Origin of the sequence: Paenibacillus terrae, from assembly GCF_005217525.1 — a bacterium.
Taxonomy (GTDB): domain Bacteria; phylum Bacillota; class Bacilli; order Paenibacillales; family Paenibacillaceae; genus Paenibacillus; species Paenibacillus terrae_C.
Genome location: NZ_PNXQ01000016.1, coordinates 1,068,736 through 1,082,523, shown reverse-complemented (window position 1 = coordinate 1,082,523; position 13,788 = coordinate 1,068,736). Strand labels below are relative to the sequence as shown.

Here is a 13,788-nt window from a genome sequence, read left to right as displayed (position 1 = left end):
ACGCGCAGTCCGTTAAGGCTAGCGTTTATTTGTATTCACAGTCTTAGGACCAGAGCCGGATGATACGTAAATGCGGCTTGTGGTATACTGCAACGGACGTGTGAGTGCATCCTTGTCCGATTCCGAATGTAGCAACGCGTCATTTCCGCAGCCAGGCATAAGCTATAGCCCAAGAAACATTCATCGGATAAACGTCCCTGAGTTGTACAGGCCGGTACGGTTGTACCGGACAGAACAAGAAAGAGGAGGTTGTCTGGAATATGAAAAAATGTTCTACGTTGATCCTGTCCTGCGCATGTATGCTGGGCATTGTGTTGCCAGTTGAGCCAGCACAAGCACAAGCACAAGCACAATCATCAACGCTGGCGAAAGGTACTCAGAGTGAGCAGGTGCTGGAGCTTCAGCAGCAGCTTCACTCGCTTGGTTATTTTAAAGCCGGTTTTACTGGGTATTATGGCTCTTTGACCAGTAAAGCGGTTGCCCGTTTCCAACGGGACTACGGTCTTACGCCCGACGGTGTAGCCGGAGCGGCAACGCAAGCCAAGCTGGATTCCTTTGGGGAGGTGCGTTTAACCGCCCTGGACCAGCTGGCTCGGATTATTTATGCTGAGGCACGCGGGGAATCTTTTCAAGGGCAGGTAGCCGTGGGGGCGGTCGTATTAAACCGTGTGCAGTCCAATGAATTTCCAAGCTCGATTCCGGACGTTATTTTGCAGCCAGGCCAGTTCACCGCTGTACAGGATGGTCAATACCGCCTGAAACCGAACAAGACCGCGTATCGTGCGGCGAGACAGGCTCTTAATGGTGCAGATCCGACGAACGGGTCCCTGTTTTATTACAATCCGGCCATTGCTACAGCCAAGTGGAGCAAGAGCCGTCCGGCTGTCATTTCACTCGGCCGCCATACGTTTACAAATTAATTCAACGTAAGAACACTTGTTAGCCGTCAGTTGCTCCCTGTAGCCAGGAGCAGTGGCGGCTTTTTTGCATATTCACAAATTTGTAATATATGAGTGTCGATTTATCTGTTTTAATATTAAAATTTCTACATATTTTTCCGATATTCTTAATAGTAAAAAATCTGAATTCAAAGGAGTCTTACTGAAATGAGTCAAAATCCTTACAGCATCGAAGTGGATCAAACCATTAAAACGGTACATATGGCAGTGAATGGTGTGTTTAGCCCGACTGAGTATGATAGCTTTGTCAAGGAGTATGTATCCAAGACTTCCTCCATTCAGGCTTCCAGCTTTACGCTCAAGGTGGACTGTACCCAAATGGCACTGCTGGACTCAGGAGAAGTAGAAAAACTGAAAGGTTCTTTTGTACGGTATAAAGAGACCGGGTTTGCCAAAGTGATTTTTGTGATCAGCCTTCAACAAACGATTATTAAAATGCAGCTTGGTCGTGTAGCACGTGAAGCAGGATTAAACAACGTAGATATCGTCGTACAATAATGTTTCTGAAGCGGTGACAAATAGCGAGATGCATGTGTAAGGGGGAACCTGCTGATGAGCCATATTAGAATAAAGGCATTGGGTGTGTATCATCCGCCTCATTCGGTGGATAACGAATATTATATTCGTCATTTTGATGAACAGGGCAAAGATATTCGGCGCTTCATGGAGCATATGGGCAGGAAAAAGCGTTACATTATTGATCACCCGGACGAGAACGGCTTGACGATGGGGATCGCGGCTGCCAAGAAAGCACTGGATCAAGCTCAAATGACAGGCCGTGATGTGGACATGATCGTGTTTTCCACCCAAGTCCCAGAGTCGCTGTTTCCAATGAATGCCCTGTTTATTCATCAAGCGATTGAGGCCAGACATGACGTGGTTGTCATGGATTCTAACGCGAATTGTGCAGGCATGACGGTGGCTGTTGATCAAGCTAGTCGAGCGATGCTGGCCAATCCCGATGTGCGCACGGCGCTTATTATCGGTTCGGATTATAACTCGCTCATTTCCGGCCCCGAGGATGAAATTACGTATGCTAACTATGGAGATGCTGCGTGTGCGGCTATTTTGGAGCGTACAGTAGAGGATACCGGCTTTATAGATTCCATGTATTTTACGGACGTGGTCAATATAGATAAAATTTTGTATCCGGCTCAGGGATTAGCGGCAACACTGCAAAGGAATGCACCCGGAAAATATATTCAGTGGCTCCCGTTCGATGCCAATATGGCATTGCCCCCCACATTTGATCTGCTCAAGAGAATTTTGAAGAAGAACGGACTGGCGCCTCAGGATGTACGGGCTTATTGCCTGTCCCAGTTTTCATTGGCAAATGTGCTGAAAATACAGGCTCATTTGGAGCTGGAGGACGCCCAAATGATCTATGTGGGTGACCGTTATGGTTATACGGGCACCAGTAGCCCGTTCATTGCCTTGTATGAAGGCATTGAATCGGGTCGCATCCGACGCGGTGATTATGTGCTGTTCTGGACAATTGGAGCCGGATATCAGCTGGTGGCTATGCTGTATAAATATTAAGAAATATGAAAAAGACCTTGCGGCCGCAGGGTCTTTTTGTACATAATACCCATTCAAATGTAATGAGAGATTATTTTTCGCAGGCAATTCCGTCATGATCACGGTCGAGTGCTGAGCGGTAGCCGGGATCACCTTTGTAGAGAGGTGCCTTACCTGCCTTTTTAACAGCTGTACAGTTTTTGTAATAGACGGAACTTTGCGTAGCTGATTTATGGGATTTTTTTGATTTTTTGGCCTCCACGGTGGGGGCGAATTGAAAAGAAACGCTGAATACTAGAGCCGATGCCAGTGCGATGGAGACGATTTTGGATTGTTTGTTCATCCTTACTCTTCCTTTCTGTTCATGACTATAGTCTCGGTCCTTTATACAAATTTGTAGGGGATTAGACTGGTTATAGTCTATCAGAATCAGGAATATTTTTCTATAAAAAAGGATGAGTGGATAGTTTATAGCTATTTGTTTGTATTTTGTCCGATTTTTTTGTAAAGTTTATACATTGAATTCCTGAGGGGGCTTAATATTGCGGACGTTTAATATCATGATAGCTGGAGCGGAAAAATGGGCAACATAAAACAGGAGATGAAGTGTCATGACAATCGAAAATTTATTTTACGGGGATCGGATTAAACTAGCCGCTGTTAGGGAAGAAGATGCCGAAACGATGTTCAAATGGGGAGAGGATGCAGATTATCTGCGAAATGTGGATACAGACCTGGCACTTCCTTATACGCTGAAGCAAATGGAATCGGAAGGTTCACCCAGTTCGAACGAAGTCTATTTCCGATTGAGAACGTTAGAGGATGATGTCCTGATCGGATTTGTGGCCATTCACGGGATTGAGTGGAATAATCGGATCGGCCAGTTGGCGGTTGGCATTGGCAATGGGGACTACCGTGGGAAGGGCTACGGGACCGAAGCGGTGCGCCTCATTCTTCGTTATGCTTTTTACGAATTAAATTTGAATCGGGTCGGTCTGGATGTTATTGAGTACAATGAACAGGCTATTCGGACCTACGAAAAGGTGGGTTTCCAGCTTGAGGGCAGAGTTCGTTCGGCTGTTCTTCGTGATGGCAACAGTTATGACCGTATTATGATGGGGATGCTGTATTCCGAATGGAATGAAAGCGCTAAAGTTTGAGAGATACACAATTTGTTCATAAAATATTCCATAAACAGTCTTTTAACAGGGTCAAAAGAGGTCTATAGTTAAATTGTCACATACTGAGATACATCGTGTTTTCGGTATGAGTCAAAGCTAAGGAGGAATTTACATGACAAACGTTGTAAGGTCCGTCACTTCACCTAAGAAATTTATTTCTGGCCAGAATCTGCTCTCGTCGTTAAATGACTACATTAAAGATTATGGCGATAGAGCCTTTATTATTTGTGATGAGTTTATACTCGAAAAGGCGCAAAAGGAGGCTGGCGCTTCTATTGAAGCGGCTGGCAATCAGGCCATTTTCGAGAAATTCCAATATGAATGTACTAAAGAAGAAATTGAGCGTAACCGGGAATTGGTGCGCAAGCATGGCGCTAACATCATTATAGGGATCGGCGGCGGTAAAACGCTGGATACCGCTAAGGCAACGGCTTATTATGAAAAGCTGCCTGTCGTTATTTTCCCGACGATTGCTTCTACGGATGCCCCTTGTACTGCCCTCGCGGTTATCTACAAGAAAGACGGCTCCTTTGATGAATATTTGTTCCTGCCAACCAATCCCGACGTTGTACTGGCGGATACGGGCATTTTGGCAGCGGCGCCTGCACGTTTCTTTGCAGCCGGGATCGGCGATGCGCTGGCTACTTATTTTGAAGCGCGGGCTTGTTATCAGTCCAACGGGGACAACCTGGTACTGAACAAGCCTTCCACCACAGGGCTGGGACTGGCCCGTCTCTGTTATGATACGTTGCTGGAAAATGCCGTGAAGGCCAAGCTTGCGGTGGATCGTAAAGTGTATACTCGCGCGGTGGAGGATACCATTGAAGCGACAATTTATCTGAGTGGTGTTGGTGCGGAATCAGGTGGTTTGGCAGCAGCTCATGCGATTCATAATGGCATGACGGCTGTTCCTTCACTGCATAAAGCACAGCATGGCGAGAAGGTCACATTCGGTTTGCTAACTCAGCTGGTGCTGGAAAATGCACCGAAAGAGGAACTGGAAACGGTCATCAAACTGGTTAAGGACGTAGGTCTTCCATTGACGCTTCGTGATCTGGGTGTAGAGGAGTTTGTCGAGGCTGAATGGCGTCAAGTAGCCGAAGCTGCCTGTGCATCGAATGACACGATGGTCAATATGCCGTTTCCGGTCAGTCCTGCTGACGTGTACAACGCCATCATTGCGGCGAATGCGATTGCAGAATCCTATCAGGGATAGTTTTTTCCCTAAAGAATTAAAATATCTTTTGCAAAAACGGGTCTGTCATATTACTGGCAGGCCCGTTTGGTTTAAACGCGGACTTATATCATATCTTATTCTGACCGATATACATGTAACAGATGAAATTAGGAATGGTTACAGCAGGAGGAGATTTGATGTTGGTACATGGTAAAACACGAAGAGGCAGTTTGTACATCCATATGTCCAGCGGTTTTCACAAAATTGGAGATTATCGGGAAGAATATTCAGTAGCACCGGGAGATCGACTGATGTCAAGACTGACCAAGCGGATCTATACCATTGTATCTGTGCATCTCGGTGAAGAGGCTTATGCCGATATTGATCTGGAAGAAGTAATTAGAAATAGTTAAGCGCTTGGCTTGGTTAGGCTCAAAAAAGCTTCAATTTCACTCATAGAGCGAAGTTGAGCTTTTTTTGTGATTTCAGCGCAGTGCCTCGTTGAGAAGGTCCCGCGTGATAATATTATTCTGATTCATAAATGTTCTGATCGTTGATTGCGAATTGGTTGCGGATAGCTCCTTTCCCCATGTCATGGCATAGACCCAGTCGGGTTGGTTTTTTAACACATTGGCGCTCGGTAGGATATTACTTTCCCCAATTCCGATTGGCTTGCCTTGTGCAAGCTTGAGCAGTCCTGTGTAATAGGAGTATTTGTAATCATTGTTATAAATATCAGCTGCGAGAATATCCACTCTGTTTATACCTGGAAAGGTTCGACTGTATGGTGTGCTGTATGCGTTCGGTGCATTCGGACTCCATACCCATAACAGATTATTCAGATGGTGAACATTAACGAATCGGTCATACATCACATTCCAGAGCTGGGCGTAATTTTGTTTGTTTCCCCACCAGAACCAGTTGCCGTTCATTTCATGATAGGGTCTCCACAGAACAGGCACATCTGCGTCCCGCAACGTTTTGAGGGAAAGTGCGACCTCATCAATATCGGCAATCAGCTGTCGATATTGCGGGGTACCCGGTGTGATGTAGCGATTAAAGTCAGCCTGACTGAGCTTGGTTTGCACGTTTTTCCACGTTTTAGGTTTATCTGGGAGCGCCTGATGAAAGGTGATCGCAACAATTCCGCCAGACTGGCTCCACTGGATAGCGCTGTTCACAACACGTAGACGCTGCTCTCGTAAGGCGGCGTGGGACTGGTTGGCTAATCCTCCAAACTCATAGCCATGAACACCTGCATATTGTCCGCTGATTTGTTGCAACTTGTTGTTTTGTTCATCTGGTGCCTCCAAGTAGTCATGCTGTCCGGAGATTAGCGTACCCTCTGGTACATTGGAAAGGTAGGCAAGTAGTTGCCTGGCTTTGGCAGAGGCCTGGGAATTAACAGGTGGAGCGGCATCAGCTATAATGAACGATTGCTGAGAGACACTGAATAGTAAAACAAGTAGCAGCAGCAGCACCTTTTGTATCCAAAAGCGTATTGAGTGAGATTTCATGGCGCTCCTCCTTTGATGACATCATGATGAAATTACATTTTTTCTTTGCGTTTTCTCAGTTGGATACATGCGCTAATGAGGATCACTAGCAAACAGAAGTAGACCAACCAGTTCGGTCCCTGTGAATACATCGAGTCATTTACCAGAAGTAAGACGAAAATCAACGCAAGCAAACCCATGATAAGAACCATTTTGGTTTGCGCTGGACGGCGGCTACGTTTGGAAATCCAGTGTATGATGCCCAGAACGATGGCTGCCTGGAGTAAAAACATGCCCATTAACATTAAAGTAGCTAGAAAGATTGGGGACATTGGTATCCTCCTCCTAAATTACATCAGATTATGCAGGTTGTAACCGGGATGAGGATTCATGGGATGTGAATTCAATACAGATGGACAAGTAGTTGTACTCTCGTTACGATCATGATTAAGTTGACTAAATTATACCATAACTACCGTCCTGCAATAAAAGGTGTCAAAATACCTACTCTGCCTTGCTTCGCCATCATACGCTATATTCAGTGAAATATTGACACATAGTTGTACACTTCATAAATATGCAGGTGCAGTGGGAAATATACAGTAAGCATGAGTATAAAATCAACGCGAAATCAGCGGAAAAGTTTGGTATCATTAAGGTGGTATTGATAAGGAGGCCATTCACATGAATGAAGATAACCGACCGTTTTCTAGCCCTGTAGATACTGAAGGAGCCAAAGCGAATTTTGATGTGAACCAGCGGAAGCTTCACTCTGAGGGAGCCTCTGGCTTATGGCGTCAGGTCAGCAATCTGCTTATTTTGGTTGGCGTAATTGCGTTGATTATTATTTTAGGTCGAGTGCTCTAAGGATGGCATTTAAGAAATAAAGTCGAGAAGATTAGCAGAAAAGGGATGTGGAATGGTGTTAAAGGCATCGTTACTTTTTATTTTGGCTGGCATAGCTGAAATTGGGGGAGGGTATCTGATCTGGCAGTGGCTGCGTGAAGGGAAGACATGGTATGTCGGACTTTGCGGCGGGGTGATTTTGGCTGTATACGGAGTCATTGCAACTTTTCAGGTTTTCTCCTCTTTTGGGCGTGTGTATGCAGCATACGGAGGTGTCTTTATTGTCCTTTCCATTGCATGGGGATGGTGGATTGATAAAAAGACACCTGATTTGTACGATATCGTGGGTGGATTGATTTGTTTGGTCGGAATAGCAGTAATACTTTATCCCCGGACTGGATGATAGGACAAAAAGCCCTTTTTTATTTTTTCGGAAAACATGACTATTGATCTACATAAATGAGCTCCATATTCCGAAATAGAACTTAAGGAGGGGGTTCTATGAACTGGAATCAAATGAAGCTTAGATTGAAATTTGGCCATGCTGTACCGAAGAGTGAAGGGAATTTCTCAGTGGGCATCGTGTGGGGAATCCTGATTAGTATTGTGCTTTGGGTTTCGATTATTGGCTGGTTTATGCTTATTTTCAAGTGATCACTAGAAATCACCGTTTATAAGGTGGCTTGGTTCAATGTTGTTGTTTGAGTAACCCATGCCTTATGACCCATGCTTTAATCTGTAAAATCGTTACGCAACTTGTTCAGGCCACGGCCCACAGCTTCTTCAATTATATCTGTAGCAGCAGGAGTATCGGCATCGAGGTCAGGGATCCGATTAAAACCTGGCTCGCGCTGATCTAACGACTGTTCATGTTCGACCTGATCGACGGTGCGATTCTTTTCTTCCCTAGTGTTTTCTTTCATAATACATCACACGCTCCTTTACGAGTGCAAGCATATTGTACGCTTTATATAAACGTTACGCTCAAGGCGGCTAAAGCGGCTATAATAATAAAGCCGGGGAGGAAATAGCTCCCGCCCGGCACTTCCCAAACGACTAGCGATGCTCAATCAGATCAATCGCTCCCAGAACAACATGAGCCAGTCCGAAACCGAGAATGCCTGTAGCCGCAAGCTTGTACTTACTGCTCAGCAACACAGCGCCTGAAGCCGATACTACCGTTCCAAGAACAGTTGGAATCATACCTTCACGCATTCGTAACACCCCTTCTGGTAGTTTGGAAAGACGTTTATTAGTGTAATTCAAATGCGCCCAAGTTATGCAGAAAAGAAATTTTATTATTTTAGAAAAAAATACTTTACAACTTGATGAAATTGTCGTATTATATGTTGGTGCCCATTAAAACGGTATTTACATAACGAGAACCATTTTGTACATAAGCTGGATGTTTCTCCATTACTTATAAGTCAAGTAAGTATGAAAATAACGTTCCTAAATTTATGCCGGGGTGGCGGAATTGGCAGACGCACAGGACTTAAAATCCTGCGGTAGGTGACTACCGTACCGGTTCGATCCCGGTCCTCGGCACTATCGTTTATCTCTTGAATCCCTTGATAATCAAGGGATTTTTTATTTTTTAGTGATTGAAATCATGACTTCCATATCACAGTGAGCGAGCGCCTTTTTCGCTCTTGGGGACGGATTGGGGACGAACTACTTTTGGATAGAAGACATCAAGGTGAGCTGTCGTTTTGCGACTGAGCTTCTTGGTGACGTGCGCATAGGTATCTGTGGTCACCTGAGAAGTGGAGTGTCGCAGTCGATGCTGAATCTCCTTGATGGATGCTCCTTGCCCAAGCAAATACGTTGCATTTGTGTGGCGCAGCCCGTGAAGTGAAACATTACGGAATCCGCTCCGCTCACACCAGTCTTTCCATCGCTGGGATGGGGTTGTGTGGTAATAGGGCTTGCCCGATCCAGCATGAAAGACAAAGTTTCGATCATCACCTTGCCATATTCCCAGAGCTTTTGCCTCAAGTTTTGCTTTACGCATCGTTTTAATGTGTTTGGCTAGCTCATCCATATACCATTGTGGCATGTCCACATAGTCATCATAGGCTTCATTTTTCGTGTCGGTTATATCGGCCTTTCCTTTTTCGGTGTGCGAAATGTTTTCGTCGATACGTAACTGATTATTTACAAAATCACAATCGTCTTCGTCCAAAGCAATCAATTCTCCGCGCCGGAAGCCCCCGATTATCGCTCCAAGAAAGTAGAGTCTCCAAACCGAGTCGCTTTTGATTAACGTATCAATGACCTCAGTAGCTTCCTCTTCTTCGAAAAAGTTCTTTCTGTCTTTCCGAGCCTTCTTATCTTCCTTGCTGATCTGCGGGCGCTGGATGCCGTCTAATGGATTTTTACTTAGGACTCCCCATTCTACAGCTCGCTTGAATATGCTCATAGTCACATCATAAATGTATTGAATTGTACGAGAACTGATGGTCTCTTTTCTACCTCGTTTGTCAATCCGCGCACCAGGTTTCCGCAAGTCGTTGAATAAGGTCACTAGCCTCATTGTCGTGATCTCATCCAGCCGCAAATGCCCAATAGCCGGTAAAACATGATGATCAATTTTAGAACAATGTGATAGATACGTCGTACGCTTTAACCTCGGCTCGGCGTCTTTGGACTTCCATTCGTTCTCATAGAAGTCCTTGAATGTGAGTTTAGACGGTAAAATGTAATTCCCGCTCAGCACCTCTTGTTTGAACTTAGCCAACTCGTCATCCAAATAATCTTTAAGTTTCTTTGTGGTTTTCAGTAACGCCTTGTCCTCAACAGTGATTGCCTTACGGGGACGATTGCGGCTGCCGTCACTATTGAGACCAAGATCGACGGTAAGTCGCCACTTGTTATCTCCTCGTTTTTCTATACTTCCTTTTGCCATAGATAAGCTCCTTTCTTAATTATAAGACCCGATATTAACCAAATCACCTCCTTTACAGGAATATACGTTCTTATTTTGGGCGTAGAAAAACAAAAGTCATTTAAGAAAGACTACTGGATAAATAATTTATGTAGTTCAACAGGGATTCCGCAGCGAAAGTAATAATTCGCAATTGATTCTTCAGCATATTGTTCTATCCCATGTGTAAGCAACTTTAAAGCGAATATGTTGGCTTGTCTCTCATATTTTCCAGTGTTAAAAATGCATTCTGATCAAGCCAAAATCTATTTAAACCTGGATGTAGTTGGTCATGAGCTAGTTCGTTATGTATACACCACACTATGATCCGAAAGCAACTCCTTACCCGGTACATGTAATTAACGGAGCCCATAACGCACCATGCTCGCAGGGATACATCAGATGTACTGGATGTGGAAAAGGACATCATTACCGGTGGAATCAGGATGGTCCGTGGATACAGATTAAATGCCCGGATTGCGAAACATTGTCAGCTTGGTGGGAAGAGTATTATGACAATGAAGAGGATGGGGAGGAACAACAATGACAGATAAACCACGCTTAATAGATGCAGATAAGCTGCTTAAGTGGATTGAGGAATCTCCAGAAGCAGAAGGTTTTTGGGGAGAAGGAGAGATGACCGTCCAAGCTACCCAATCATTCGACAATTTAGATGATGCTATTGCATTAGGAAAGTTTGATCCAGACTCAGCAAAGCAGCCAGATATACAGGTAGGGGATCGGGTGCGGCATAAAAGGATAGATCACGGTGTGGGTATAGTAACGGGCTTTTCAGAAGGGAATACTAACGTCCTATTCCCTAGGGTATACAGTTCTTGCCTTCCTGAAAATATTGTAAAGGTAGAAGGTGAAGAGCCATGACCTACACATATACCACTATATTAGCTGCTGACTGTTGTTTATAGGTGTAGTCAGTATAGATCGGTATATGATTATAGAAGGGTAGATCCAAGCGAGGTGAGGATTAAATATGGCAGATAACAACGATGAAAAAAAGTAAGCACTTATGAGAAAAGTGCTTACTTTAAGGTTGACTTTATTTTCTGTAAATTAAGCCTTGATATATTGGGTATACTTCATCCTTGCCTTTTTTAATCCATTTATGTAAATAAATATCTCCTGCATAGTCTCCTTGTCTGTAAAATATTGAAGTTGGAACCATCCATTTCATAGACTCTTTGACCGTTGCGCCTCTGATGCCCCGTACCATTTTTGCGTTTTCTTTGGGAGTATATGATCTCTCAGAAGAAATATTTGCTGAAGTTTTGGTTTGCTCTGCAAAACCTAAAGACGGTACAGACAATGCCCCGAGAAGAACTGTGCCAGCAGCCAAAGCAATAATAGATTTTTTCAAAAGTAAAGCCTCCTTAGTTTGTTTATCTTCGTGTGCAAACTATGGTGTAAGGTTATTATAGTGTTTCTATTTACATTAATCCACCAAAAAAAACGATTTCACCAAATTATCACATTATATAAAGGAATGATAAATGATGAATGACAATCAAATGTGTATAATTAATAATCTTGAAAATGAGTCTTCTGATACACAGAAAATAGTCCAAGTAAACTTCTTTGATGATGTAGTTGCAGTAGATATAAGAAAAACAAAGTGGCTGCTAAACAAATATACTGACTTAATTGATGTAATCAAAAACTATGAATATTCACTTCAGCAGTTGGAAAACGGAATGGCTGCGTATGATTTGCTTTCGGCGGAAGGCTCTGTAGCAAAAAGGGTAACAGGTCAAGAACTGACAGCAGACGTAACAGCAAATGCTGTTTTGCTCAAGGATCAGCGCCACATAAATTACAGGTTTTATCTCCTCATTACAAACAATATCTGTTTTGCAATCTCTAATATTAGAGATGCGCATGAAAGGCTTGCTGCAAAGCTTTTGTTCCTAGATGGAATGAAGTATCTAAAAGCTCAACAGTATATGAGCAGAGAGTATAAAAAAGGGATTCATGGTATATCGGCCACAACATTCGCTGACAAAAGACGCAAGGTCATAGAAAATTTAGCAAAAAGTCTTAAAGTCAACCGAACATTGGATTTTGTGATCATCGACTATGGTCGGGGCCGTAACAAGGAAGGCGAAATCGGACTCAGGATGCCAGAAGTAAATTAGACCGTAAGGGCTTAAGCCTTTGCGGTCTTTATTTGCTATGTAGGGTAAGACAAATCCGCAGTAGGTACGGAGTAGAAATGATTTACACTTTATTCAGGAACAAATCAAACCCACTTTAGGAGGAACACGAATTATGTCTGCACAACCACGTTTTGCATTTCTCAGCTCTGACGGTATTCTACACTTGCACGATGAAGAACATGCAGCCCAGCACGGTAAGCACATACAAACATCTTTGACTGATGATGAGAGCGGCTTCCCAGTTGTAGAAGGGCAAGGCGTTGTTTATTATGCGCTAGAAGATAAAGCGTATGTCAAAGGCAATAAGAATGATGGTCAACTCATCCCTACTCCACTAGTGCTCAAGCAGCTTGCGGCAGAGTTGAAGTAGATCGTTAAACATTTCATCTGAAAGAAAGCGGCGGCCAATTGAAGGGTAGCGACCGTCTATAGTGGGAACCACACCGCAAGTATACTGGAGCGGTCACGGTAAGCGCATGACGGAGGGTTAGGGCGCATTCAAAACTAAATCGGAGACAGGACTCAGAGGGTAATATAAACCCGGAGCAAGAAGGATGTCCACTGAAGGTCCATTCCAGGCATGGCGGATTAGCGGTAGCAGCATGTTACAAATTACCGCTTAATAACATGCTGCCTGTACTCAAAGTTATAAGCACATCAAAAAGCAGCTGATGGATTGATCGGTTACACACTCGATGAGCGTGTTAGAACCTGAGAACCATCGGCTTTTGTATTTGCTTTCAAAGTAATATTAGCGTAGTGCAGATTGAAACAATGTCTCCCTCATATTATTACTGTGTTCCAGTATCTTATCTTTAATGTATTGCGGTCTTTTAGGATACAAAGAGCTAGAAAATAAGAAATTTTTAAAAGAAGTATAAGGACACGCCTGTTGATTAACCATAATAAGTAATTTAATTAATAAAACCAGAGGTACTCTGGAGAAGAACGCGCTGAATTTGAATCAGCCATTCAACAGGTAGGTTTTGAAGAAGAGCTAGACGAGAAAAACGCGCAAAGGAAAGAACGGCATGTTTTGGCCATGGAGTCTGGGCAGCATCAAATAGCCATTTGAGCAGGACATAGACGATCAGAGCGCAGAATAGTTGCCCATAGACCGCATTTTCGGTCGTACCAAACAGGGTTGGAATATTCAAATGTTGCTTGATCCAACGGAAGAAGACTTCAATCTGCCACCGAGCTTTATACATCTGCGCGATTTGTTCTGCGGTCACCTGCATTAAATGGGTAACCACCCGAATTTCCCGACCTTCAAAATCTCGAAACATCACCACACGATGACGTTGCCTGGAACGACACTGCGGTGTCCCCAACTGGCAAGTGATATCTCGAATGACAGATGAATCCGGCTTCTGGAGGCGGTGTAGCGCATGGGTTTTTTCTAAATGGACGTTGTCGCGAAGCCGAATGACAAACGATTGCCCATGGGTTTTGAAGTCGTCCAGACGCTCCAGTTTCCCATAAGCACGGTCCATCACCACAATGTAGTCCGG

Annotated in this window: 19 protein-coding genes, 1 tRNA gene and 1 pseudogene; 13 read left to right on the top strand and 8 right to left on the bottom strand. The window is 44.0% G+C overall.

Annotation, left to right across the window (positions count from 1 at the left end; all coding sequences use genetic code 11):
• Positions 1-260 precede the first annotated feature (260 nt).
• From C1I60_RS22615 to C1I60_RS22605, 3 genes are all read left to right on the top strand, one after another.
• On the top strand, positions 261-920 hold the full coding sequence (locus C1I60_RS22615; RefSeq protein ID WP_137063725.1) for a cell wall hydrolase: 660 nt from the start codon (positions 261-263) through the stop codon (positions 918-920).
• A 186-nt stretch (positions 921-1,106) separates the two neighbouring features.
• Positions 1,107-1,457: a hypothetical protein gene (locus C1I60_RS22610; RefSeq protein WP_137063723.1), complete on the top strand. Its 351-nt coding sequence runs from the start codon at positions 1,107-1,109 to the stop codon at positions 1,455-1,457.
• Positions 1,458-1,511: 54 nt separating this feature from the next.
• Positions 1,512-2,498: a ketoacyl-ACP synthase III gene (locus tag C1I60_RS22605; RefSeq protein WP_137063721.1), complete on the top strand. Its 987-nt coding sequence runs from the start codon at positions 1,512-1,514 to the stop codon at positions 2,496-2,498.
• Between the two features lie 70 nt (positions 2,499-2,568).
• Here the strand turns inward: C1I60_RS22605 and C1I60_RS22600 are convergent.
• A pseudogene (locus tag C1I60_RS22600) lies at positions 2,569-2,736 on the bottom strand (excalibur calcium-binding domain-containing protein); the annotation flags it as partial.
• A gap of 352 nt (positions 2,737-3,088) precedes the next feature.
• Here C1I60_RS22600 and C1I60_RS22595 point away from each other — a divergent pair.
• The 3 genes from C1I60_RS22595 (at position 3,089) to C1I60_RS22585 (ending at position 5,248) form a co-directional block, all read left to right on the top strand.
• Positions 3,089-3,637, top strand: coding sequence for a GNAT family N-acetyltransferase (locus tag C1I60_RS22595; RefSeq protein WP_137063719.1), 549 nt, complete (start codon positions 3,089-3,091; stop codon positions 3,635-3,637).
• A 133-nt stretch (positions 3,638-3,770) separates the two neighbouring features.
• Positions 3,771-4,874 carry a glycerol dehydrogenase gene (locus C1I60_RS22590; protein ID WP_137063717.1) on the top strand — a complete coding sequence of 368 codons (1,104 nt, stop codon included), beginning with the start codon at positions 3,771-3,773 and terminating at the stop codon, positions 4,872-4,874.
• Between the two features lie 158 nt (positions 4,875-5,032).
• Entirely contained in the window at positions 5,033-5,248 is a 216-nt protein-coding gene (locus C1I60_RS22585) for a hypothetical protein (protein WP_025685324.1), read from the top strand.
• Positions 5,249-5,320: 72 nt separating this feature from the next.
• Here the strand turns inward: C1I60_RS22585 and C1I60_RS22580 are convergent, their stop codons facing one another.
• Positions 5,321-6,352 carry a glycosyl hydrolase gene (locus tag C1I60_RS22580; RefSeq protein ID WP_137063715.1) on the bottom strand — a complete coding sequence of 344 codons (1,032 nt, stop codon included), beginning with the start codon at positions 6,350-6,352 and terminating at the stop codon, positions 5,321-5,323.
• Between the two features lie 32 nt (positions 6,353-6,384).
• Entirely contained in the window at positions 6,385-6,663 is a 279-nt protein-coding gene (locus tag C1I60_RS22575; protein WP_137063714.1) for a hypothetical protein, read from the bottom strand.
• A 352-nt stretch (positions 6,664-7,015) separates the two neighbouring features.
• On the opposite strand from C1I60_RS22575, the gene C1I60_RS22570 reads away from it, so the two are divergent.
• The 3 genes from C1I60_RS22570 (at position 7,016) to C1I60_RS24610 (ending at position 7,831) form a co-directional block, all read left to right on the top strand.
• Entirely contained in the window at positions 7,016-7,198 is a 183-nt protein-coding gene (locus tag C1I60_RS22570) for a hypothetical protein (protein WP_137063712.1), read from the top strand.
• Positions 7,199-7,253: 55 nt separating this feature from the next.
• Complete coding sequence (locus C1I60_RS22565; protein ID WP_137063710.1) at positions 7,254-7,580, top strand: YnfA family protein; 327 nt, start codon at positions 7,254-7,256, stop codon at positions 7,578-7,580.
• 98 nt (positions 7,581-7,678) lie between these two features.
• Positions 7,679-7,831 carry a hypothetical protein gene (locus C1I60_RS24610; protein WP_162833923.1) on the top strand — a complete coding sequence of 51 codons (153 nt, stop codon included), beginning with the start codon at positions 7,679-7,681 and terminating at the stop codon, positions 7,829-7,831.
• A gap of 77 nt (positions 7,832-7,908) precedes the next feature.
• Here the strand turns inward: C1I60_RS24610 and C1I60_RS22560 are convergent, their stop codons facing one another.
• Both C1I60_RS22560 and C1I60_RS22555 read right to left on the bottom strand, forming a co-directional pair.
• The gene (locus C1I60_RS22560) at positions 7,909-8,100 is read right to left on the bottom strand and encodes a hypothetical protein (RefSeq protein WP_137063709.1); all 192 of its coding nucleotides are present in this window, start codon (positions 8,098-8,100) and stop codon (positions 7,909-7,911) included.
• Between the two features lie 133 nt (positions 8,101-8,233).
• Positions 8,234-8,392, bottom strand: coding sequence for a hypothetical protein (locus C1I60_RS22555; protein ID WP_013371953.1), 159 nt, complete (start codon positions 8,390-8,392; stop codon positions 8,234-8,236).
• Between the two features lie 247 nt (positions 8,393-8,639).
• Here C1I60_RS22555 and C1I60_RS22550 point away from each other — a divergent pair.
• Positions 8,640-8,725 (top strand) — tRNA-Leu (locus C1I60_RS22550).
• Positions 8,726-8,801: 76 nt separating this feature from the next.
• On the opposite strand, the gene C1I60_RS22545 is transcribed toward C1I60_RS22550, so the two are convergent.
• Complete coding sequence (locus C1I60_RS22545) at positions 8,802-10,085, bottom strand: tyrosine-type recombinase/integrase (RefSeq protein ID WP_137063708.1); 1,284 nt, start codon at positions 10,083-10,085, stop codon at positions 8,802-8,804.
• A gap of 561 nt (positions 10,086-10,646) precedes the next feature.
• On the opposite strand from C1I60_RS22545, the gene C1I60_RS22540 reads away from it, so the two are divergent.
• On the top strand, positions 10,647-10,985 hold the full coding sequence (locus tag C1I60_RS22540) for a hypothetical protein (protein WP_137063707.1): 339 nt from the start codon (positions 10,647-10,649) through the stop codon (positions 10,983-10,985).
• Between the two features lie 175 nt (positions 10,986-11,160).
• Here the strand turns inward: C1I60_RS22540 and C1I60_RS22535 are convergent, their stop codons facing one another.
• Positions 11,161-11,478 carry a hypothetical protein gene (locus C1I60_RS22535; RefSeq protein ID WP_137063706.1) on the bottom strand — a complete coding sequence of 106 codons (318 nt, stop codon included), beginning with the start codon at positions 11,476-11,478 and terminating at the stop codon, positions 11,161-11,163.
• 133 nt (positions 11,479-11,611) lie between these two features.
• Between C1I60_RS22535 and C1I60_RS22530 the strand changes: the two genes are divergently transcribed.
• Positions 11,612-12,253, top strand: a complete 642-nt coding sequence (locus C1I60_RS22530) for a hypothetical protein (RefSeq protein ID WP_434784421.1) — start codon at positions 11,612-11,614, stop codon at positions 12,251-12,253.
• Positions 12,254-12,386: 133 nt separating this feature from the next.
• Positions 12,387-12,644 carry a hypothetical protein gene (locus C1I60_RS22525; RefSeq protein WP_137063704.1) on the top strand — a complete coding sequence of 86 codons (258 nt, stop codon included), beginning with the start codon at positions 12,387-12,389 and terminating at the stop codon, positions 12,642-12,644.
• Positions 12,645-13,188: 544 nt separating this feature from the next.
• Here the strand turns inward: C1I60_RS22525 and C1I60_RS25980 are convergent.
• On the bottom strand, positions 13,189-13,788 hold a 600-nt coding region (locus C1I60_RS25980; protein WP_252361832.1), incomplete at its 5' end, for an IS4 family transposase.